Below are 21,657 nucleotides of genomic sequence, written 5' to 3' on the forward strand. Positions count from 1 at the left end.
ACAAAGGAGGAAAAGAATTATGTCAATTGTTCAGGTAACAACAAAGGAAGAATTAAGAGAACAGTTAAAAACAAAAAAGATTGTGTTAATAAATTTTTGGGCTGAGTGGTGTGGCCCGTGTAAAATGTTCAAAGGTGTTCTGAAACAATTTAATGAAGAATTCAGTGGTAAGGTGAAAATTATAAGGGTGAATGTTGAAAATAGCCCAGATATTGCAGCGGAATATAAGGTAATGGGAATTCCACATTCTCGATTGATTATTCAGAATAAATTACATGAACCAATTATTGGATATGTACCTTTTGAAAAACTAAAACAGATGATTGGAATTTGATGTATGCAATTACGGTTGGATTACCAGAAGAATAGACCTATCTAGAGTCTTTCCGAATTTTGGGGAGGTGGAACCTGAAACATTAGAAATGACGAGCCAAAAATAACTTTTGGGGATTAGAAACCGTTGAGGCATCAATATTTGAAGGGAGACGTTAGATAACGATTTCTTGTATCTGTTTAATTGTGTACCAGTTCATGTTATAATAAGTAGCTTAAGGTAATTAAGACGTTCCTTATAATTGAACGGATGCCAAGAAAGCTTCCGCATAGAGATAAAATATAGAGGTGTAAGAGATTGAATAAAAATTGGACGATTGATAAAATTAAAGAATTTGTTGAGAATAATTCGGAAAGCAAGTTGCTAACGACAGAATATCACGGTTTTTCTCAAAAGTTACTGTTGAAATGTGCATGTGGTAGTAAATTTGAAAAAACATTTACAAAGTTTAAAAATAAACACCAACGTAAATGTGACGTCTGCCAACCACCAAAAGAGTCACGCTAAAAGTACAAATGATAAACGAAATGCTAAAATGTACTGGCTAATAAGAAGAGTTCAATGTTTAAATTAATAATAGCTAAAAATAATATTTTAAAGTGAGTAGGAGAACAAACATGATTGAAGTAAAAACATCTCAAATAAGTGATGGAGAATTCAATAGAGGAGTATTTGCTACATGTGATATCAAAAAAGGGGAGCTTTTTCACGAAGCACCTGTCATTTCTTATCCAAACGAACAGCATGAATACATTGAGCAAACCCTACTAGCTGATTACGCTTTTGAGTATGGGATCGGTCGAACTGCTATCCTTCTTGGATATGGGATGTTGTTTAACCATTCTTATGAACCGAATGCAACTTATGAGATTAATTTTGATAATCACACATTTGATTTCTTTGCTTACACGGATATCAAAGCAGGGGATGAAATTCTAATCAATTATAATGGCGACGTTGATGATAAAGAGCTACTATGGTTTGATCAGGAAAAAGAAGAGTAAAATAAATCGAAGCGTTGATCCAAAAAGGATTGACGCTTTTTTTGTTGAAATTATAGAACTAAGGTATAAGCTCGGATTTACTGATGAGGAATTTCTATTAGTGACGTGATATGTTAACAGTAAATAAGACCATCCCGACTGATGGTTTTTGACTTCTTCCGATTAATATATCAACCGTATGGGATGTACAGTGAATTAACTCCATAAATAAGGAATATTATTATTTATCATTACTATGGCGAATTTTCTGTAATAGTGAGACAGTATCTTTCAGCCTTTTAGAATGAAATTAAAAGAGGAGGGTTCATGATATGTCGCAAACCATCATACCTAGAGCTGCTGTGCGCGGGACAGCTTTTGGAGTTATCTTTATGGCATTTTTCGGTACTATGTGGGCGGGAATTGGAATTAGAGGATTGCAGGGCTGGGGGTTTCTCTGGCTGTTAATCTTATCCTTGTTGATTGGTCTTATCCTGCTTATTGGCGGAATCGTATTGATAATAAATTCAAAATGGCTATCAAACGAGATGGTGGAAGGCGATTCCCAACGTTGGAAACGAAAGAATATCTGGTTCGGTATTATTTTCGGTTTGGAAGGAGTGTTGATAGCCGCCGCTTCCGCAATTTGTGGATCGACCAATCATTTGGATTTGTTTATCCCTGTAATGGCTCTTATTGTCGGTGCGCATTTCTTTCCTCTAGCGCACCTTTTCCAGGTCAAGATCTATTATATTACGGGTTCACTTCTTTGTCTGATTTCGGCAATCACACTGTTTACTTTACCAGTAAAAGTTACCTGGGGTAATTATCAAATTATGGTATGGTGGACTTTTCTTGGTTTTAGCTCAGCCCTAATATTGTGGGGGACCGGGGTGGCAGTTTGGATTACAGGCCGTAGACTACTGAATAGGGCTGGGAAAGAAGCTTAGGTTTCTATCAGGTTTTAATGTAGCCTTTTTGAAAAAAATAAGTGAAAAAGAATCTATTTTTTTATTAAAATGGATTCTTTTTATTTGGCAGTTTTCTTAAAGATTGTTGCTATTCAACTATCGAAGCAGTTTAGTTTAATATGAAGGAGATTATTTCCTTATATCGAATATTCTATATAAGAATAGGAAGTATTTCTAGATGAGGTGTTCGATTGAATAAGATAAGAACTGAAACAGAAAGATTAGTTATTCGATTAATAGAAGAGGGAGATTATTCTTCTTGGCTTACCCAATATGAAAATCGTTTACCTTCTCAACATAAATACGATGAAGGTAAATTAGATATGAGCATCTGTACGAAAGAATGGTTTCGTGATTTAGTTACTAAACATCATCAGATGGCTGAGGATGACAAGGTATATGTATTTGGAGTGTTTAGAAAAGTAGATCATACTCATATTGGCTTTATAGACTTTTCGACAATTTTGAGGGAAGAATTTCAATGGGCCAGGTTTGGATATACAATTCATAACCACTTTTGGAGAAACGGTTACGGGAAAGAGGCTGTAAAGGCTGCCTTTGATCTAGCGTTTGAAAAATTAAATTATCATCGAATAGAAGCTCACATAAACCTAGATAATATAGCATCTATAAAGTTAGCAGAAAGTGTTGGAATGGTTTATGAATGCACAAGGAAAGGATTCATATACGAGGACGACAAATGGACTGATCAACTAGTTTACTTTATAAACGCAACATAAGCTTATTAAGGGGATGCCGTCAGGAAGATGCGGATTTACAACGCTAAACCCATTTTCCAGATGGTACCCCTTTATGCAGTTTTAATTTATTCATTTTTGAAATCTTATTCTATCCTTATTTGTTGGAATCCCATGATTTACTTTGTACCATATGCCATTTTTAAATATTTCGTATTGTTCAAAAGCAAAAGGCAATCCATTTGCAGTAGCTATGTCACTACTATCCATTAGTTGAAAATGCAAATGTGGCGCAAAGGAGTTACCTGAATGACCAACTCTACCAATAAATTCACCTTTTTTTACAAGCTGACCAGCTGAAACCTGAATTGACCCTGTTTGAAGATGGACTAATCCAGCATATACCTTGTCGGCACATTCCATAATGATGTAGTTGCCAGCAACTGATTGTATGTCATCTTTCTCTGGGTCGAAATAATGAGCATTTTTATAAGCGTTAGACAAATCTGAAAGCAATTTTGTTCGTGTTCGCTCTTTATAACCATCCTCTGCTTGGACAATGATCCCGTCGCAAGGAGCATATACTTCTTGCCCCCAACAATAATATTCATCTAAAGGAACCCCAAAAAGTAGATATTGCGCCAGACTAAGGCGATAGGCGGGCCAACCCTTTCTTTCCCAATCCACTTGTATAAAGTCATAAGCATATCTTGATCCAAATTTGTTTGTGCCGTGACTCGGAATTTTTGTCCCTGGCGTGTTAGGAGAGTGCCATTCTCCTCTCAAAGGAAACTCTACGATTATTGGCTCACACGCATCTATCATCTTATATCCCTCCTTCGTCTATTCTTTACCTACATTATTGAAAATGACTAGTGCTATATCATCTAATATTTCATTAGTTAAATCCAAAATTAGACCAAAATATAAACTGCTTGCACTTTTCTATATTCAGCGCCTATCTGGACAGTATATTGTTGATAACTCTAAGGCATACATCAAGGCTAAACCCTCGGTAATTGTTATTTTGCGCCTAACATGGTAGCCAGTGCAAGGGTATAAAATCGAATAGATGACCTGACTTGTATGAAATATTTTAATGTCATTCAAGTTGCCTTTAATACTTGCTAGGGGACAGTCCAGTCACCAAATCAAAGATAGCATAAAATGACAGGATGCGAAAATTAGTAAGGTTTAAACTATAAATAAAGAGTGAAAGCTTTGCTTAGGATAGTTTCAAAAAATAAATTAATTATCTGGAAGAACCTATCCAGGTGAGTTTGAAGGGGGGAAGAACCAATGAAGTACAAAATTAATGGTAATTTTAAAAAAAGGAAGAATAAGATTGGAAACCGCACGGATAATGAAATGCTTAAATTAAACAATCTAGAAATCAAAGGGAGACAGGGAGCTTGTGATTCAGACAATAACTATAAGAAAAAAAATAGCATAATGGATTATTGCTTGATGTACAGCAGAATCTATTAGCATTGGAATTAGCATAAAACTGGTTCTTCTTTACACGTTTCTTTGCGCGGTATGTATTGGGCTTCTGTGTAGTCCGATACCCCACCTGATTGGTTTATTAAACTAAAATTCCCTTCAATCTTTTATCAGCAAATGCAAAAACTTCATTATGAAAAAAGATGGATCAATTAAATGAGCCTTCTTCAACTAAAGTAAGTACTGAAGACAGGAATTCATTATTTATTTAGTTGGAGTGGAATATGCCGGGGGAGTCACCCCTTTATTGGATAACAATTGAAAACAAATGATAAAACCAAATAATGAATAACATACTTTATCTTGTTAACTATAGGGACTTTACTTCAAGATGGGATTCCACAGGGGTCCCATCTTTTTCTTAAGCCCCTTGGCTAAATGCACAATATTACTATTCTAATGGAAATGTGACAAGATTAAATGGTTGGAAGAATAAAAAGAACATGAGTTTTTTCAAATTCCCTCAAAAGCCATATGAGACAATCCTTTTTACAATTAATAAATTCGTAAGGAATGAGTAAGAAAAAAGAAAAAGTCGTTTCTTACAATTAAAGTACAAGATAAAAGAGGGTATTATTTCGGAAGGCCGCTACTATAAATTTTACCCTCTGTTTATTTATTTTTTCTTTGCTTTGGTTTTGCTTATGTATACAGCTAAACAATTACAACAAGGAGATACCTTTGTTCGAAATAAGCATTGAAATCAATCACTTTTCTAAGGGGGCAATTTTTTTATGAAAAATAAACTATCTGGGGTGTTAGCTGCTACATTAGCGTTAACGATGAGCCTACCAACAGGGGCGATGGCGTTTTCTAGCAGTCAGACTACGGTTGTAGCTAGCCAAGAAGCAGCTAGCCAAGAACTGAAGAAGATTGCGGCAGAGAAGGCTGCGCTACTTACGAAGTCGTATGAGACGACTAGCGTGCAGTATGCGCTAATTGATAATGGCAAACTTATTTTGTCGGGTCAGACAGGCAAGAACGATATAAAAGGGAAACAGCCGCTGACCAAAGATACCCTATACGGGATTGGTTCAATCAGTAAAATGTATACAGCGGCGGCTGTGATGAAATTGGTCGACGAAGGAAAAGTCGATTTGGATGCTCCTGTCGTCCACTATGTTGCTGATTTCAAGATGAACGATGAGCGTTACAAAAGCATTACGCCACGTATGCTGTTGAACCACTCCTCCGGCTTGCAAGGGACTATGTATAGTAATACATTTTTATTTAAAGATAATGATACCTATGGCCATGATAACTTGTTGCGGCAATTGTCCAACCAGCACTTGAAGGCGGATCCTGGCGCGTTCTCGGTATACTGTAGCGACGGCTTTTCGCTAGCTGAGATTATGGTGGAAAGAGTCAGCGGTATGAGCTTTACCGAATTTATACATCAACGATTTACAGAACCCTTAAAGCTAAATCATACGAAAACGCCGCTGGACAAATGGGAAGACGTTAAGCAGGCTGGACTTTATTTTCCAACATACCAAGGGCAGCTTCCTGCTGAATCGGTGAATGCGATTGCTACGGGAGGGATCTCTTCCACAGCAGAAGATATGGTGCGATTTTCACAATTATTTATGGGACAGGGAAAAGGGATCCTCTCTGAAAAGGCAGTCAAGGCGATGGAGCAAGAGGAATATAAAAAAGGAATGTGGCCGGGGGATGGAGATAATATTATCAACTATGGTCTTGGCTGGGATAGTGTAAAACTATATCCATTCAGTGAATATGGGATAAAGGGCTTGGCTAAAGGTGGCAACACAGCACTGCAACATGCTTCACTGGTCGTACTTCCTGAACAGAAGATGGCAGTGGCTGTGTTGTCATCCGGCGGTAGCAGCACTACAAATCAACTGGTGGCGACTGAATTACTGCTCGCTGCGCTTAAAGAGAAGGGCACAATTAAGGATATCAAGCCGAACAAATCCTTTGGCAAGTCGATCAAGGCCAAGATTCCTCAAGACGTAGCAAAGAAAGCGGGTTATTACGGTAATAGTTACAGTCATTTCAAAATAGAAATTACGAAGAATGGGGAACTGTTCTTACCAACTAATCCAGAAGAAAAATATGTATATACTGCGAATGGAAGCTTTATTAATGAGAAAGGTACCTCCAAGCTCAACTTCGTCACAGAGAAGAATAAACGAACATATTTGAGGGAGAGCACATTTATGTCTCTGCCAGGTTTAGGGCAAGAATTTGCTACTCACTATTTAGCCGAAAAACTAGAAGAAAACGTGCTATCGAAGGAAACAGCTGCCGCATGGGCGAAGCGGGAAGGAGTCAAGTTCTATCTCGTAAACGAGAAATATAGTTCTGCTCAATATCTCCTACCAATGATGCTTACAACACAAATTAATCGCAATGAAGGCCTAGAGGGCTATTGGGACGGCAGAAAAATTACAGGCCCAAACACGGCCGCGCATCAGCTCCAGATCCCTGTGATGGCAGGTCGTGATACGACTGAATCTCGTTTCTATATAGAACGCGGAAATGAATATATGGAGATGTCCGGATTGTTATACGTAAGTGGTACCAACTTAAAACCGCTTGAGGCAAGCCAATCATCCAAAGTTACGCTACAAGCAAATGGGCATGCGAGATGGTATACGATCCCGCAAGCGGTAGTAGAGAAAACGATGACAGTGGCGTTACCACCGAAGAGTTCGTTCGCGGTGTATGATGGTGAGGGAGTATGCGTCAATTTTACTGTTGTAAGCGGCAATAACAAAGTAAAACTGCCGAAGAACGGAACAGTTGTATTTGCTGGCGAGCCGAACTCGCAATTTGCAATTACGTTGAACTAACTACAATTTAAGAATTGAGTTTAATTACTTCTATAAATCTGGATATTCCGTTTATTAGTTTGTCGGCACTTGTACAAGGAATCTATAAATTCAATAGATTCCTTGTTTATTTATATATGGTTTCCCAAAAAAAGTCTTGATAAAGGTTTACTATAATTTTCTCTACACTTATAGTCTTAGTTTACACAAAAAAAGTAAACCTCCTCCGCTTCGCAGGCTGTGAGTAGGTTTACTTTCTTCTATTGCAAATCGCCTTGAAGCGATTGATCTTATTTATTTTATCACTTACCGACTACCACTCCAAAGAACGGAAAGAGCGTAGTCTAGTAAGTAGGAGATGAACGTCGTTTGGCTTTATTATGAGTCGACTTATGTACGCCTCTAAGCTGCGGATATAATGATTATTAGTACGTGTTTTTATTCACATAATAAAATTTGACGTAAAAACGATTGTTTTTTAGCAACGCATCGATCTTTTATAATAAAACCTGCATCTTCTATCATGTCATCAATTGTTTCAATAGTAACGACAACCACCTTATCGGCAATGCGTCGAGCATGTTTTATAATATTAAATTGATCTTCGGCTGAGATATGCGTAAATAAGTTATAGGGTAAATCAATTATGGCCACATCATAATGTTCCTTAACTTCGGATATTGGACCTAATGTAATGTTGCCTGTCAACCCAAAATAAGCGATGTTTTTTCTGGAACCCTGACAAACATGATAATTAATATCTCGCCCCTCAATATTAATCCCCATGGAAAGTGCCTCAATTACTACCGTCCCTATACCACAGCAAGGATCAATCGCACGAATATTTTGAGGCTGGGGAACTGCGATATTCGCAACAGTACGAGCTACTCTAGTACTAAGTGCCGTTGAATAACTGTGTGGTTTGTGTAAATGTTTATTCCAAATGGATTCACTCTTCATATGCTTTCCGAAATACCATATTCCATCAATTAAAATAAGGCCAAATACAATTTCAGGCTCATTTAGGTCTGGTTCGCCCTCCATGCAAAGTCCTACCTCGCGTTCTATCAATCGACGCTCTGGCAAATGAATTTTCTTCTCTTCACCTATATCCATACTATTTAAACAAACTACTTTATAAGTTGTTTCCTTTACTGTTAAATCCTTCACCAGTGTCTTGATGTTCTCTATGCTGTTTCCTTCATATAGCACTTCAAGTCTGTCTTGTATAAAAGGGCTTCGGCTTGGATCAATTTTAATATTGCTTATTAGATAGTTTGATTGGGTATCCAGATTAAAAAATGAACGCATCTCCATTCTGCACAGATCGTATTCATCAACATGATGTACATATGTGTATATAAATTTACTGTTATTTTGTTCGTTACTCAATTGATTATCATCCTTTTAAGTTGTTGTTCACTTGATTTCACTAACGTTCATAAAAAACAAATGAAGTTGTTTATTTGGTAATCGTATCATAGGTGTCTCTATCAAGCCACTCGATATCATTCGATTCACAATTATGCCGATTTTTAATTGAGTAGAGGGAATAGTGGAAATAATCTGCAAGGGGAAATAATATAAAAATAGACATCTATTCATTTCAAGAGGTCGGATTTTATGTCCCACAATAACAGGAGGGTGTTAAATGGTTGTAAAAGAAGATATTTTACATAGAAAGGGAGCTAGAAAGGCTAGTGATATCCCTAATGATGTTTTAATGTTGTTGAATCAAGGGAAAATAGAGAGTGTTAATTTGACGGAATGGCAAGCTGTTAACCATATTTCTTTAGTCAAAAATGTTCTACCATCAATAGGGCTAGAAGAAGAGTTAGAAATTATATTTACTGAAATAGAGAAGCAAAAAGTCGAAACGGGAATGAAGGCTATACGTTTAATAGGATCTTTATTAGATAAAGTCTTGATGGATGAGAGTGATATAAAAAAAGAGGAGCTAATCAAAATATGCGCTCATCACGTATCTGATAGTGTCCGATGTTGGGTAGCATTTATGAATAAAAACAACGATTATTCTTTAGAAGAGAAGCTGTTGTATATTCGACCTTTCGCAGCAGATCATCATTTTGGTGTACGAGAAATTGCTTGGATGTCAATAAGGGAGGACCTTGCAGCGAATATTGAAATCAGTGTAGACTTGTTAACAGAGTGGGCGAAAAGTGAAGATGACAACATTCGGAGGTTCAGTTTAGAATCCATTCGTCCTCGCGGAGTTTGGACAAAGCATATTGAAGTTTTAAAGGAAGAACCACAAATCGCACTTCCTATTTTAAATTTACTAAAATCAGATTCAGCAAAGTATGTTCAAGATTCTGTCGGCAACTGGTTAAATGATGCTAGTAAAACTCAACCAGAGTGGGTAGTAAACTTATGTGATGAATGGCAAAAAGAATCTCCGACTAAGGCAACTGAGAGAATTGTTAAAAAGGCTCAAAGAACAATAGTGAAAAGTTAGTTGGCTATTGAAAAATTACTATCGAGTTTTTGAAAGTTACATTGCTTTTGAAGAAGATTGCCAGAGAAGTCTATTTAGCATTGAATTTTCCACAATAACAATCATCAAGCCGAGCAAGCAAAAGGTATTAATCCTGTTGCTTGTTCATTTTGTGTTGCTTGATTGCTAAATATAATGTGTAGCTAATCGCTATAAACGAAGTTAAAGCCCCAGAGGATGTCACAGAATCATAAGGACTTATTTATGCGAGCATAAAACTAATTCCGGATGCAGTTATGCCAGGGCATAATTGATTTGTCTATAGGATAATGATTAAATATTTTTAATGGCAAAATATTTAAGTGAATACACCAAAAAGGAAGTGCCAAAAATGAATCTAGAAATGGTAATGCAGGAGCTTGAGGCTCTTGGCAAAGAACGAACTAAAAAAATGTATATATCCAATGGTGCACATGAGCCGCTTTTTGGCGTGGCAACAGGTGCAATGAAGCCAATAGCTAAGAAAATAAAAATAAATCACCCGTTAGCTGAAGAACTTTATGCCACAGGGAATTACGACGCGATGTACTTTGCAGGAATTATTGCAGATCCAAAAGCGATGACTATGTCAGATTTTGATCGTTGGATGGATTCGGCATATTTTTATATGCTGTCGGATTATGTGGTAGCAGTAACTTTAGCGGAAGCAAATATCGCACAAGAAGTTGCAGATAAATGGATCGCAAGTGGTGAAGAGCTGAGAATGTCAGCGGGCTGGAGTTGCTACTGTTGGCTTTTAGGGAATCGCTTAGACGATGAATTTTCCGAGAGCAAAATGGCCAACATGATTGAAATTGTAAAAAATACGATTCACGAATCACCAGAACGAACGAAATCTGCGATGAATAATTTTCTATACACTGTTGGGCTTTCGTATTTACCGCTCCATGAAGAGGCTGTCAAAATGGCAAAAGAAATAGGTCCAGTAGAAGTTAAACGGGATAAGAAAAAAAGTAGTGTCCTACATGCTTACGAGAGTATTCAAAAGGATGTAGATAAAGGGAGAATTGGTTTCAAACGCAAATATGTAAGATGTTAAACAATTTCCGTGCATCATGAGACGAGAGGGATTTATCAATGTGGAATGATGCCCTGTTAAATAATTAGAAGGGCTAGGGTTTATTACAATCGAGCCATCTTCAAAGTACACTAGCTATAGAAACCTTATTCTCCTATTAAAGGGAGCTATTTAAAGATTTTATTCTATAGAAAATCAAGGTATTAAGTGGGGAACAGGTTGGTAGGGAAATGCGATTTAGATGTATTATCTAATCTTGTTTTAAAAGAGAAATTCAAAATTATTTGAAATTCTCTTTTTTTATTTATATAGTTACTTTACTTTTGATACTAAAGGATGGTTTTACTATTTTATTTTCCAGAAGGAAGGTCAATATAAGGACCCTTCACTGTAATCCTCATTAGCTGAGTAGCCATAAATTTTGGTGAATAAGGCCTATCATTTTCTAACCACCAAACAATCACCTCAAGAAAGGCGGCAGCAAAATATCTGACAGCCATTTCACGTGGAACTGTAAGTTTGTTATCATCGGGCTGCATAGAATTTATCCCATTTGAGACAAAATCAATGATGATTTCCTTCAAACCTGAAGCGAAATAAGGAATGTCATTTTCAGTTAAAAACACTTTATATAATTTACTATTTAAAGAAATTTGCTCGAATAAATGCACAAATGTATCGTGTGGCTCCTCTGCATCTTTTGAAAAATCAAATTCTATCTTGTCATCAAAATTAACGTTAAGGCTGCTCATTAAATCATTCAATATTTCCTTTGTGCTTTGATAGAGTAGATCAAGTTTATCACTATAATGTAAATAAAATGTAGCGCGATTTAATGTCGCTCGCTCTGTAATATCTTGTACAGTAATCTTTTCATAGCCTCGTTCGTCAATTAATTCTACAAGTGCGTCCCTTAGTAATTGACGCGTCCTCATAACCCTAGGGTCCATTTTCTGTTTTTTATTCGACATTTTTAAGCTCCCTGTCTTATTTTTTCTATTTTTACAACACTAGCTATAAGTTCGTTGATAAAGCTTCGAATCTATGAAATGTGTTGTTTGCCCTTTTGAAGATGATGGATATACTTATATTAACGACACCATGTCGATAATACAACTAATTGTTAATATGTTCATGAATTAGTCATTATTTTTTTCAGTGGATGTCACAGAAATCGGAAAGGAGTTCTTTGTGTATACACAAAGCCGATTCCGGACGCATTTATGCCGAGGCAAAATTGATTTTAGAAAGGGAGTTTTAGTATGGGACGTTTAAATGGAAAAGTAGCCATTATTACAGGAGCAGCAATGGGGATGGGAGCTTCTGAAGCAAAATTATTTGCTCAAGAGGGAGCAAAAGTTATCGCAACAGATGTTCAAATAGAGGCATTGAACCAATTAGTAAAGGAAATTAAAGAAAGTGGCGGGGATGCTATAGGGATCCAACATAATGTGACATCTGAAGAGGAATGGAAGTCCGTCATTGCTGAAGCAGTGAAAATATATGGAAAAGTTGATGTACTTGTTAACAATGCAGGTGTTTCTTCACCAAAAACGATTGCCAACATGGAAATGGATGAATGGAATAAAATAATGGACATTAACTTAAATGGCTGCATTATTGGCATGAAATATGTAATTCCTGAAATGCAAAAAGTAGGTGGTGGCTCAATTATTAATATTTCATCCATTGGTGGAATTGTAGGTATGGCAGGTACTAGTCCATATACAGCTGCAAAAGGAGCACTTCGAGTACTATCAAAATCAGCTGCAATTGAATACGGAAAAGATAAAATTCGTGTAAATTCAGTACATCCAGGTATCATCGTAACCCCAATGACAGCACCAACGATGGAAGAAGGAGGAGGTCTTCCTTTCTATAAAACGTATACACAGCTTCCATACTTTGGTGAACCAGAGGATGTAGCCTATGGCGTTGTATTTTTAGCATCTGACGAATCACGCTTTATGACAGGTGCAGAATTAGTCATTGATGGTGGTTGGACAGCTATTTAATTAAGCTTGAGATAAAAACTAGGTTTCACATAGGATGTGAGCCTAGTTTTTTGTTATTTAAAAGACTATCTTCGTGACGAAGAGGACAAAGAATCGCTCAGGTATAAGAGAAACCTGAGCGGGCCACGCCAAAAACTGCTCAGATTCCTACGAATACAGCCTTACGCAAATCAAAGCAATCCCCGCATAAAACAGTTGGAAAATCAAAAAAAGAATTGCTTGACATCATTCTAAATAGCACAAACATCACAATTTTTTCTGCATATCATAATGGGGAAAGCGTTTTCTTCAATTAATATAGAAGAAAGGCACTACATTTTAATCAAGTTTGCTGAAAAACACTTGCTAATTTAAGTATGCACAAAAGCGACCTTTCATGATGTACACTTCGTCGCTAGGTTTTATTACGACTCTTGAAAAGAAGGGCATGAACTTGATTCGCTAATCAGCTTGGGATAGTCGTCCGAAGAGTTTCGACTTGTTGTAATAATGATCTACATCCTGCTGTTGGAGTGATACATCTTATTTTTATATAAGCAAAATTGTATATATTGAAATCCACATTTATATTCGTAAAGATGTGATTTGTTTTGTCATGTCAGATTTAGAATAAAAAATTAATTCTGTAAATTTGATGATTTCAGCTAGTTCAGACGAATATTTGTACGATTATAGGAAATTTACGAAAAAAATTTGCAAAAACCTTAACTATTTCATACGAAATCCGTATAATAAATCAAACAGTGTGAAAATTGTCCATTTTCTATCGATTAATTGCGTGAATTTTTTAAATTGTATTGACGTAGGGGGCGATAATTTGTACACTGTGTACATTCAATTGTTTTTCGGAGGAATACATTTAATTTAAAAAGTTAGGATTTGATGGTTATGATCGTATGTAAATTTGGTGGAACATCTGTAGCAAGCGCAGAACAAATTCAAAAAGTAGCAAACATTGTAAAATCTAATCCGGCGCGTAAAATCGTAGCCGTTTCTGCACCTGGGAAGCGTTCTGGTGACGATATAAAGGTAACTGATTTATTAATTAATTTAGCAATGGCAGCATTAAAAAATGAAGATATTGAAGAAGAATTGCAAATCGTTGTGCATCGCTTTATGGCGATTGCAGATGGTTTGGAGTTAGATTATACAATTTGTGACGTGATCGCTGAAGATTTGCGTGAACGTGTACAAGGCGATAAATCGAATGAAGAATTATTTATCGATAGCATCAAAGCGGCAGGGGAAGACAATAACGCGAAGCTAATCGCTACTTATTTTAATTCAATCGGTATGCCGGCGCGCTACGTAAGTCCAAAAGAGGGTTTGGTCGTCAATGATTTACCTGAACGCACGTATGCTTTACCAGAGGCATATGCAAATTTAGCGCCTCTAAAATATACCAAGGAAATTATTGTATTCCCAGGTTTCTTTGGTTACACTAAAGCGGGCATACTGCGTACATTTGACCGCGGTGGCTCTGATATTACAGGCTCTATTTTAGCAGCTGCTGTTGAAGCAGAGCTTTATGAAAACTTTACGGATGTGGATTGTGTGTTTTCCGCGAATCCGAAAGTTGTGAATGATCCAGTGGAAATTAAAGAAATTACGTATCGCGAAATGCGCGAATTATCCTATGCAGGCTTTTCCGTTTTCCATGATGAAGCGCTAATGCCTGTTTACAAGATTGGGGTGCCCGTTAACATAAAAAATACAAATAATCCATCAGCCCCAGGTACTCGTATCGTGCCAAGACGCTCTGTGACAGGACGTCCGGTTACTGGTATCTCGGCGGACAGTGGCTTTTCAACTTTATATGTGTCTAAATATTTGATGAATCGTGAAGTAGGCTTTGGCCGTAAGCTTCTACAAATTTTAGAAGATGAAAATATTTCATATGAACACACACCGTCTGGTTTAGACGATATTTCAGTCATTATGCGTTCAAATCAAATAACACTAGAAAATGAAGAACGAATTCTTTCTCGTGTGAAAAATGAGTTAAATGCGGATGATGTGCAAATGCGTCATGGTTTTTCTATGATTGTTATTGTAGGCGAAGGCATGCGTAATAACACAGGTCTAGCGGCACGTGCTGCAACTGCGATTTCAAAAACAGGTGCAAATATAGAGATGATTAATCAAGGTTCATCTGAAGTTAGTTTAGTATTCGGTGTACTACAAGAATATGAAAACCAAATTTTACAAGCACTTTATGGGGAATTTTTTGCACATGTGAGAGTGTAAGGAAATAAAGTGTAACCTTTAACTTCTTTCAGCAGAAGTCTTCCACCTTTATAGGTGGTGAGATGAATGCGGTTTTAAGTCACTTTTCAGCGGGTGCCCAAACATTCGCTGAAATAAGTTAAAGCCTCCGGCGGATGTCACGGAATCGGAAAGGAGTTCTTTGTGCAAGCACAAAGCCGATTCCGGACGCAATTATGCCGAGGCATAATTGATTAAGTGGGGATTCTTCATCCCCCTGAACGGGCAGTTAATGTCCTACCTAATTTCTTTGCTTTCGCTAAATGTTTGGGTAGAATTCTTGGTACCTGACGCTTAGCTTTCGGTACAGATAAATGACTGCCCGTTTACGGCGCTAATCCTTGAACTGGATTAGTGTTTTCTTTTTGTCGAGAATACGGTAAAATCGAGGGCGTATATTAGATTGGAGGTTTTTCTTTTGAAAAAATTATCGATTGGCATGTTTCTATCAATGATTGGCATACTATTTGTTTGTTTAACGATCATGGATATATTACCGTCCTCGACAAAAACAATGAAAATTGTCTATATCGGAATTGGCTGGGTATTTATCATCGCGGGATCCATTATTCGTTTTAAAACCTTAAAACAAAGGCAATAACGGAATATATCTCAAAATTGGATTGTGATAAAACACGGATTTGTGATACAATTTCAAAAAAATAAATAATTTGAGTATTATGAAGTTGTAATGCTGTACAAAATTCAAAAGGTTCAAATTTGAGATAGATCATTAATTTAAAAATGAACAGTACAAATTCTTCTTTGTAAGAATTTGTTTTTTTATTTTTTGTTATCCATTGAATAGGAGGCGAGATAATGCCAGTACTACGTAAGGATGATATTCATATTTCCGACCATTATGTTGCCGTCCAAACAGATTCACCGATGAAGGTCGTATCCTCGGCAGTACATAATCCGGGCTTTGGCTTTTATACACATTTGATGAATCGTTCAGTGCCCTATACATATGATGAACGCAAACCACAGGTAGAATTACAACGTTTTTTAAAGTCTGAGGGTTTTCCAATTGACAATACAGTTGCGATGATGACGGCTGTCTATGCCAGGTATGCAACAATTCGTGAGTTTACATATGAGGGAATTCATCTTGTCATAATGATTACGGCTGGTCTTGGCAATGCCGTCGATATTACGCGTGCCTTTCATCGTCAGGAGCAGTATCATGCTGGGACAATTAATACGTGGGTACTAATAAATGGGAGATTGTCGGATGAAGCTTTATTTCAGGCAATGATTTCTACGACAGAGGCAAAGGTCAAGGCACTTATGGATGAGGGCATAACAGATCCAACAACGGGTACACAAGCTACAGGTACTTCAACGGATAGCTTGTTGATTGCCTCGACAGAGGAAGGTGACTACCATCAATATGCAGGACCGATTACGATGCTAGGAAAAGTTATTGGCCACGGTGTTTATGAAACGATGCGTGAGGCTATTCAAAAATATAAAAAAGATAAAGAGGAGAATCCTATATGATGGTACTGATGATTGCCTGTATCATCGGGCTTGTTTTTGATTTAATTGTAGGGGATCCTCCTAAAATGCCTCATCCAGTACGCTGGATTGGGAAGCTCATTCAATCTCAAACAGAATTATGGAATAAAGGAAGAATGAGAAAATTCCGTGGCATGGTGATGGCGCTCGCTGTAGTTGGCACAACGATGTTTGTTGTGACGGCCATTATGCTACTAAGCTATCAGGTAAGTCTGCTATTTGGCATCTTGGTTGAGGGCTTATTAATTGGAATTGGACTAGCACAGCGTAGCTTGAAGGAAGCGGCGATGGCTGTTTATGAACCGCTCGTCAAAGGCGATTTTGCTGAAGCTCGCGTGAAGCTTTCTTGGATTGTCGGCCGTGATACGGAGAAACTTGACGAAGATGAGATTGTGCGTGGTGTTGTGGAAACGGTGTCAGAAAATACGAGTGATGGGGTAACAGCTCCTTTATTTTATGCCTTCTTATTTGGCGCAATAGGGTTATGGGGCTATAAGGCAGTCAATACGTTAGACTCTATGATCGGCTATAAAAACGAAAAGTATAAAGATTTTGGTATGTTTGCTGCCAAGCTAGACGATGTACTCAATTTTATACCAAGTCGATTAACTGGCTTATTGATGGTGCTAGGTACGAAAAATGAAACAACCGTATCTCTCGGTAAGCGCTTAAAACGTTGGGCACAGGATGCAAAAAAACATCCAAGTCCTAATAGTGGTTATTTAGAAGCAGCTACAGCTGTTCAATTAGGGGTACAGCTTGGTGGAAAAAATACATATCAGGGTGTCGTTTCTTATCGAGCAATAATGGGCGAGAAATTAGTTCCATTAACAAAAGAGCATATTGCAACGTCTGTGATTCATATGCGTATTGCGACCTTGCTCTTTACGCTTGTTATGTTAGCAGTGGAGGTGTTAATTTTTGCAATTACCTAATCACGGAGCAAATCCGCAAAATGTTTATCATCAGCTAGGGCTAAATATGCCCGAAAAGGTGTATGATTTTAGCGAAAATGTTAATTCGGCAGGGCCACCCCCGTTTGTTGAGGCCCGTTGGCGGACGTTTTATCCGCTTATTCAACGTTATCCAGATCCGGACGGTGAGCCGTTTTTATCAAAGGTGGCAGCTTTTCATGATGTGCAGAAAGATTCTATATTACTAGGTAACGGTGCATCCGAGCTTTTTAGTGTTCTAGTTAGACGCTACGCCAATAAGCGTGTTATTATCGTACATCCAACGTTTTCAGAATATGAACGAACTTTAACAGCAGCAGGCGCTGAAATTGTGCCTGTTATTGTAGAGGATTTTGTTCACTACACATTGCCGATGGAGCATCTGAAGCGTGAAATGGTGAACGCAGATGCTTTATATATTTGTACGCCGAACAATCCGACGGGGGTGCTTCCAAAGAAAGAGGAGCTTCTCGAATTAATCTCTCACGGTGCAAAGGTCCATTGTGAGCTTGTTATTGATGAGGCATTTATTGACTGGGTAGATGAAGCTTATTCATTGATCCAGCATGTGGTAGAAAACCCTCATCTGATCGTCGTTCGTTCGATGACAAAAATGTATGCGATCCCAGGGTTACGCCTTGGCTATTTAGTAGCAAGTCCGGTAATTGTTACTGAGCTAAAGAATATCCTACCGCATTGGAATTTGAATGCCTTTGCCCTTGTTATAGGTACAGGCTGTTTAGATGAACATGTATATTGTGAGCAAGCTATTGCCTATGCTAAACATCAACGGGAATCGCTGCAGAGCTATTTACAAGAAAATGGTTGTCAGGTGACGAATAGTGTAACGAATTATGTATGTTTTGCATTACCGAAAAATCAGCAAGCAGATACATTTTTTACATATTGTTTATCAAAGGGCGTCGTGCTCCGTCATACAAAAAACTTTATGGGCTTAAATGGTGAATGGTTCCGCATTGGGATTAAAGATATTACAGCTATGACGTATTTACAGAATTGTTTGCAAGCGTGGTTTAACGCAAATTAGGGGTGAGAAAGTTGACAACTTTTTATTTAGTGAGACATGGCGAAACGATGTGGAATAAAGAACATCGGCTACAGGGATGGTTAGATTCGCCATTATCCGAGAATGGTATTTTACATGCAGAAAAACTCCGAGATCATTTGGAAAATTTCTCTTTTACAGCTGCATTTAGCAGTTCAAGTGGCCGTGCTAAGGAAACGTTGCATATTCTTCTAGGTGATCGACAGCTTCCAATCAATTATGAGGATAATTTACGGGAGATTTTTTTAGGAGATTGGCAAGGACAAACAGTCGAGAACATTATGACTACGCATCGCCTTGATTATGAACTATATACCGATTATCCTGGACAATTCGTCGCAACCCATACGGAAAGCTTTGGTACGGTAACAGAACGAGCAATGTTTACGTTAAAGAAAATTGCAGAAAAATATCCCAAGAACAATATTTTAATTGTGTCCCATGCTATAACAATTAAATGCATCATTAACGCCATTTTAGGGCGAAGTATCAATCAGTTGTGGGCAGAACCATTTATTAATGGTACAAGTGTCACGATTATTGAACAAGTCGGATCGCAATGGCACGTTAAAGATATCGGGAACATTCAACATTTACAATAGGAGGCGTAACGATGCCACTGATTTTCATTACAGGGGGAGTACGCAGTGGTAAATCCCACTTTGCTGAAAAAGCGGCTGTTACTCACTATCAAACAGAGTTTAACCAAGCACAACAACTTATTTATATTGCTTCTGGAGTAGCGTTGGACCATGAGATGGAGAAGCGAATAGTGCGCCATCAGGCAGACAGACGTGCTCAAAACATTGAGTGGCTGACGATAGAAGCACCTTATGACATCGCAGGTACATTGCATAAACTGTCCGATGGAGATGTCGTGTTATGGGATTGTGTTACAACATGGCTGACGAATGCTTTTTACGAAGGTTTTGACACGGGAACTCCCTGTGTGGAACAACCTGGTTGTTTAGTGCAGAAGCTTGATAATTTAAAAAAGGCGATAGGGACGTTACTTGAGAAAAGGGTGACGTTTTTTATCGTCTCGAATGAATTATTCGATGAGCCCCCATATTCTAGCGAGGAAGTAGAATTATACCGACAAACGCTTGGGAGATTACATCAATGGTTCGTTTCTATAGCAGATGAGGCGTATGAAATAAATTATGGTGTCGTAAAGAAATGGAAATAATATATGACGCTTTGAAAATAAAAAGAAGGTAGGCAAGGCGATGAAAAATTTCTGGCATAGCATACAACTTGCGTTTCAATTTTTTACAGTTTTGCCGGTACATAAAGAAATTCCTTTAACTAAGGCAACTATAACAGGGATGTTCGCCTTTTTACCATGGATAGGGGCTCTTATGGGCACCGCAGTGGCAACGGTGATCTATAGTTTAACTGAATGGACGGCAAGCAGTGAGATCTTGCTTTCCTTTGTGATTATCGGACTATTTGCTTTATTTACGGGAGGTTTACATTTAGACGGTTTTATTGATATGGGGGATGCTTATTTTTCATATCGGGACCGTGAGAAGCGGCTTGAAATTTTAGATGATCCACGTGTTGGTGCATTTGGTGTGCTTTCTGTGCTATTTTTAGTGCTTAGTAAATTTGTCATACTGCATGAGCTATTCGTCCAGCATAAGTTAGCGCTGTGGATGCTAGTGTTTATTCCGTTATTAACACGAGTGGGCATGAGCTTTTATTTTATGTCGCTCAAGTGCTCAAAAGAAAAGGGGCTTGCCTACTTTTTTAAAACACATATTAAGCCGGGATTACTTATTTGCTTTATGCTTTTAACATTAGTTGTGGCGTATAGTAGCTTGTTGTTTGTCATAGGCTTCTCCATTGTTCCATTTGTGTTGATGGCTGTATTAGCGTTTGCCTTTTTAGTCTTTCGTCAATTTACAGTGCGCAACTTTGGTGGCGTTTCTGGGGATTTACTCGGTGCATCAATTGAAGGAATGGAGGTTGTGCTGTGGGTGACGTTGTTATTGTGCACTTAATGAGACATGCACCAACTAAGGAAAATTTGGAGAAGCGTTATATCGGCTGGACAGATTCTTCATTAGCTGATGCATCTTTACTGACTACAGTAGATCAAGATGTCACGAAGGTGTATGGTAGTGATTTGCTGCGCTGTAGGGAAACAGCTGCCCATTATTTTCCGAATGCAATATATGTGTCTGATAGGAGATTTCGAGAGTCGAACTTCGGTGAATTTGAAGGGCGAACATATGAGGACTTAAAAACGGATAGTCGTTATTGTGCATGGTTAGATGATCCCGTACAGTCACCGCCTCCAAAGGGGGAAGGCTTTGATGCTTTTTGTGCGCGTGTCATTGAAGGGTTTACTGAGTTACCAAAAGGTGAAGATGTTTATCATCTCGTTGTCCATGGTGGAGTGATTCGAGCACTTCTTGTAGAATTTGCACCGACTGAGCAATCTTTTTGGTCATATCAATCACCGCATGATAAAATGTTTTCTTTAACGTTTACAAGAAAGGCTTGGGGGGAGGGAGCGAGATGCATGTCTTTATCGGAGGAGCCTATAGTGGAAAAACCGACTATGTTATGAAATTGCTTGCAGGTCAAAAAGTTGAGCTAGTAGATGGCAATCTACCTGATGGCAGCCCAGCCTGTGATGTACTAGTTATTAAAAACATAGAGAAGTGGCTCGTGACACAAGATCTTGAGGAGGATGAACCCCTTGTCAAAACCATTTTGACAAGACTAAAGACTCTTGAAGAAAATTGTGCCGTCTATATAATAGTGACCGATATGGGACGTGGAGTTGTGCCAATGGAAAAACAGGCACGATTGTTGCGTGATACATGTGGACGTTTGTACCAGGCGTTATTTGCTGAAGCCGAACAAATCATACGCATTTGGTACGGTATCGGGGAACAAATCAAATAATATAGTTTTATAAAGTAGGCTTTTCATTAAAAGTTGGGGATGACATGATTGGGGTGAAAGCTGGCGACTCCTTGGGATTAGTCGGACGCACCTAGCTGGAA

23 protein-coding genes are annotated in these 21,657 nt (G+C 38.0%); 20 read left to right on the forward strand and 3 right to left on the reverse strand.

Annotated features, from left to right (window positions below):
* Positions 1-19 precede the first annotated feature (19 nt).
* The 5 genes from ACIQLB_RS08495 to ACIQLB_RS08515 all read left to right on the forward strand — a co-directional run bounded on the left by ACIQLB_RS08495 (position 20) and on the right by ACIQLB_RS08515 (position 3,028).
* Positions 20-334 (forward strand): thioredoxin family protein, encoded by a 315-nt coding sequence (locus ACIQLB_RS08495; protein WP_400723727.1) that lies wholly within the window; start codon positions 20-22, stop codon positions 332-334.
* 297 nt (positions 335-631) lie between these two features.
* The gene (locus ACIQLB_RS08500; RefSeq protein WP_400723730.1) at positions 632-841 is read left to right on the forward strand and encodes a hypothetical protein; all 210 of its coding nucleotides are present in this window, start codon (positions 632-634) and stop codon (positions 839-841) included.
* 110 nt (positions 842-951) lie between these two features.
* The gene (locus ACIQLB_RS08505) at positions 952-1,338 is read left to right on the forward strand and encodes an SET domain-containing protein (protein WP_400723732.1); all 387 of its coding nucleotides are present in this window, start codon (positions 952-954) and stop codon (positions 1,336-1,338) included.
* Between the two features lie 311 nt (positions 1,339-1,649).
* The gene (locus tag ACIQLB_RS08510) at positions 1,650-2,267 is read left to right on the forward strand and encodes a hypothetical protein (RefSeq protein WP_400723735.1); all 618 of its coding nucleotides are present in this window, start codon (positions 1,650-1,652) and stop codon (positions 2,265-2,267) included.
* Between the two features lie 212 nt (positions 2,268-2,479).
* Positions 2,480-3,028, forward strand: a complete 549-nt coding sequence (locus ACIQLB_RS08515; protein WP_400723738.1) for a GNAT family N-acetyltransferase — start codon at positions 2,480-2,482, stop codon at positions 3,026-3,028.
* Positions 3,029-3,118: 90 nt separating this feature from the next.
* Here ACIQLB_RS08515 and ACIQLB_RS08520 read toward each other — a convergent pair whose 3' ends face one another.
* Complete coding sequence (locus tag ACIQLB_RS08520) at positions 3,119-3,811, reverse strand: M23 family metallopeptidase (protein WP_400723741.1); 693 nt, start codon at positions 3,809-3,811, stop codon at positions 3,119-3,121.
* A gap of 474 nt (positions 3,812-4,285) precedes the next feature.
* Here ACIQLB_RS08520 and ACIQLB_RS08525 point away from each other — a divergent pair, with 474 nt between their 5' ends.
* Together ACIQLB_RS08525 and ACIQLB_RS08530 are read left to right on the forward strand one after the other, a co-directional pair.
* Positions 4,286-4,474: a hypothetical protein gene (locus tag ACIQLB_RS08525; protein WP_400723744.1), complete on the forward strand. Its 189-nt coding sequence runs from the start codon at positions 4,286-4,288 to the stop codon at positions 4,472-4,474.
* 749 nt (positions 4,475-5,223) lie between these two features.
* Positions 5,224-7,305 (forward strand): serine hydrolase domain-containing protein, encoded by a 2,082-nt coding sequence (locus ACIQLB_RS08530; RefSeq protein WP_400723747.1) that lies wholly within the window; start codon positions 5,224-5,226, stop codon positions 7,303-7,305.
* A 417-nt stretch (positions 7,306-7,722) separates the two neighbouring features.
* Here the strand turns inward: ACIQLB_RS08530 and ACIQLB_RS08535 are convergent, their stop codons facing one another.
* Positions 7,723-8,676, reverse strand: a complete 954-nt coding sequence (locus ACIQLB_RS08535) for a TRM11 family SAM-dependent methyltransferase (protein WP_400723750.1) — start codon at positions 8,674-8,676, stop codon at positions 7,723-7,725.
* Positions 8,677-8,935: 259 nt separating this feature from the next.
* Between ACIQLB_RS08535 and ACIQLB_RS08540 the strand changes: the two genes are divergently transcribed.
* Together ACIQLB_RS08540 and ACIQLB_RS08545 are read left to right on the forward strand one after the other, a co-directional pair.
* Positions 8,936-9,760, forward strand: coding sequence for a DNA alkylation repair protein (locus tag ACIQLB_RS08540; RefSeq protein ID WP_400723753.1), 825 nt, complete (start codon positions 8,936-8,938; stop codon positions 9,758-9,760).
* Positions 9,761-10,130: 370 nt separating this feature from the next.
* Positions 10,131-10,838, forward strand: coding sequence for a DNA alkylation repair protein (locus tag ACIQLB_RS08545; RefSeq protein WP_400723756.1), 708 nt, complete (start codon positions 10,131-10,133; stop codon positions 10,836-10,838).
* A gap of 329 nt (positions 10,839-11,167) precedes the next feature.
* Here ACIQLB_RS08545 and ACIQLB_RS08550 read toward each other — a convergent pair whose 3' ends face one another.
* Complete coding sequence (locus tag ACIQLB_RS08550) at positions 11,168-11,788, reverse strand: TetR/AcrR family transcriptional regulator (protein WP_400723759.1); 621 nt, start codon at positions 11,786-11,788, stop codon at positions 11,168-11,170.
* Positions 11,789-12,079: 291 nt separating this feature from the next.
* On the opposite strand from ACIQLB_RS08550, the gene ACIQLB_RS08555 reads away from it, so the two are divergent.
* From ACIQLB_RS08555 to ACIQLB_RS08605, 11 genes are all read left to right on the forward strand, one after another.
* Entirely contained in the window at positions 12,080-12,832 is a 753-nt protein-coding gene (locus ACIQLB_RS08555; protein WP_400723762.1) for a glucose 1-dehydrogenase, read from the forward strand.
* An 888-nt stretch (positions 12,833-13,720) separates the two neighbouring features.
* Entirely contained in the window at positions 13,721-15,079 is a 1,359-nt protein-coding gene (locus tag ACIQLB_RS08560; RefSeq protein ID WP_400723765.1) for an aspartate kinase, read from the forward strand.
* Positions 15,080-15,515: 436 nt separating this feature from the next.
* The gene (locus tag ACIQLB_RS08565) at positions 15,516-15,698 is read left to right on the forward strand and encodes a hypothetical protein (protein WP_049665861.1); all 183 of its coding nucleotides are present in this window, start codon (positions 15,516-15,518) and stop codon (positions 15,696-15,698) included.
* A gap of 218 nt (positions 15,699-15,916) precedes the next feature.
* On the forward strand, positions 15,917-16,600 hold the full coding sequence (locus tag ACIQLB_RS08570) for an adenosylcobinamide amidohydrolase (protein ID WP_053596943.1): 684 nt from the start codon (positions 15,917-15,919) through the stop codon (positions 16,598-16,600).
* Positions 16,597-17,553, forward strand: a complete 957-nt coding sequence (cbiB, locus tag ACIQLB_RS08575) for an adenosylcobinamide-phosphate synthase CbiB (RefSeq protein WP_400723769.1) — start codon at positions 16,597-16,599, stop codon at positions 17,551-17,553. The genes ACIQLB_RS08570 and cbiB overlap by 4 nt, the downstream gene beginning before the upstream one ends.
* The gene (locus tag ACIQLB_RS08580; protein WP_400723772.1) at positions 17,540-18,619 is read left to right on the forward strand and encodes a pyridoxal phosphate-dependent aminotransferase; all 1,080 of its coding nucleotides are present in this window, start codon (positions 17,540-17,542) and stop codon (positions 18,617-18,619) included. The genes cbiB and ACIQLB_RS08580 overlap by 14 nt, the downstream gene beginning before the upstream one ends.
* Positions 18,620-18,621: 2 nt before the next feature.
* Positions 18,622-19,239, forward strand: coding sequence for a histidine phosphatase family protein (locus ACIQLB_RS08585; RefSeq protein WP_400723775.1), 618 nt, complete (start codon positions 18,622-18,624; stop codon positions 19,237-19,239).
* An 11-nt stretch (positions 19,240-19,250) separates the two neighbouring features.
* Positions 19,251-19,826 (forward strand): bifunctional adenosylcobinamide kinase/adenosylcobinamide-phosphate guanylyltransferase, encoded by a 576-nt coding sequence (locus ACIQLB_RS08590; RefSeq protein ID WP_400723778.1) that lies wholly within the window; start codon positions 19,251-19,253, stop codon positions 19,824-19,826.
* Positions 19,827-19,866: 40 nt separating this feature from the next.
* Positions 19,867-20,643, forward strand: coding sequence for an adenosylcobinamide-GDP ribazoletransferase (gene cobS / locus ACIQLB_RS08595; RefSeq protein WP_400723781.1), 777 nt, complete (start codon positions 19,867-19,869; stop codon positions 20,641-20,643).
* Entirely contained in the window at positions 20,616-21,215 is a 600-nt protein-coding gene (locus tag ACIQLB_RS08600; RefSeq protein WP_400723784.1) for a histidine phosphatase family protein, read from the forward strand. The genes cobS and ACIQLB_RS08600 overlap by 28 nt, the downstream gene beginning before the upstream one ends.
* Positions 21,164-21,556: a bifunctional adenosylcobinamide kinase/adenosylcobinamide-phosphate guanylyltransferase gene (locus ACIQLB_RS08605; RefSeq protein WP_400723787.1), complete on the forward strand. Its 393-nt coding sequence runs from the start codon at positions 21,164-21,166 to the stop codon at positions 21,554-21,556. Before ACIQLB_RS08600 ends, ACIQLB_RS08605 begins: the two co-directional genes overlap by 52 nt.
* Positions 21,557-21,657 lie beyond the last annotated feature (101 nt).

This window comes from Lysinibacillus sp. NPDC092081 (assembly GCF_044755845.1).
GTDB lineage: Bacteria > Bacillota > Bacilli > Bacillales_A > Planococcaceae > Lysinibacillus.

Bases quoted from the DNA above. Each gene is read 5' to 3' on its own strand.
- ACIQLB_RS08605 (WP_400723787.1), top strand. From the start codon at position 21,164: ATGCATGTCTTTATCGGAGGAGCCTATAGTGGAAAAACCGACTATGTT.
- ACIQLB_RS08510 (WP_400723735.1), top strand. From the start codon at position 1,650: ATGTCGCAAACCATCATACCTAGAGCTGCTGTGCGCGGGACAGCTTTT.
- ACIQLB_RS08540 (WP_400723753.1), top strand. From the start codon at position 8,936: ATGGTTGTAAAAGAAGATATTTTACATAGAAAGGGAGCTAGAAAGGCT.
- ACIQLB_RS08570 (WP_053596943.1), top strand. From the start codon at position 15,917: ATGCCAGTACTACGTAAGGATGATATTCATATTTCCGACCATTATGTT.
- ACIQLB_RS08525 (WP_400723744.1), top strand. From the start codon at position 4,286: ATGAAGTACAAAATTAATGGTAATTTTAAAAAAAGGAAGAATAAGATT.
- ACIQLB_RS08560 (WP_400723765.1), top strand. From the start codon at position 13,721: ATGATCGTATGTAAATTTGGTGGAACATCTGTAGCAAGCGCAGAACAA.
- ACIQLB_RS08545 (WP_400723756.1), top strand. From the start codon at position 10,131: ATGAATCTAGAAATGGTAATGCAGGAGCTTGAGGCTCTTGGCAAAGAA.
- ACIQLB_RS08550 (WP_400723759.1), bottom strand. From the start codon at position 11,788: ATGTCGAATAAAAAACAGAAAATGGACCCTAGGGTTATGAGGACGCGT.
- ACIQLB_RS08555 (WP_400723762.1), top strand. From the start codon at position 12,080: ATGGGACGTTTAAATGGAAAAGTAGCCATTATTACAGGAGCAGCAATG.
- cbiB (WP_400723769.1), top strand. From the start codon at position 16,597: ATGATGGTACTGATGATTGCCTGTATCATCGGGCTTGTTTTTGATTTA.
- ACIQLB_RS08590 (WP_400723778.1), top strand. From the start codon at position 19,251: ATGCCACTGATTTTCATTACAGGGGGAGTACGCAGTGGTAAATCCCAC.
- ACIQLB_RS08505 (WP_400723732.1), top strand. From the start codon at position 952: ATGATTGAAGTAAAAACATCTCAAATAAGTGATGGAGAATTCAATAGA.
- ACIQLB_RS08495 (WP_400723727.1), top strand. From the start codon at position 20: ATGTCAATTGTTCAGGTAACAACAAAGGAAGAATTAAGAGAACAGTTA.
- ACIQLB_RS08530 (WP_400723747.1), top strand. From the start codon at position 5,224: ATGAAAAATAAACTATCTGGGGTGTTAGCTGCTACATTAGCGTTAACG.
- ACIQLB_RS08520 (WP_400723741.1), bottom strand. From the start codon at position 3,811: ATGATAGATGCGTGTGAGCCAATAATCGTAGAGTTTCCTTTGAGAGGA.
- cobS (WP_400723781.1), top strand. From the start codon at position 19,867: ATGAAAAATTTCTGGCATAGCATACAACTTGCGTTTCAATTTTTTACA.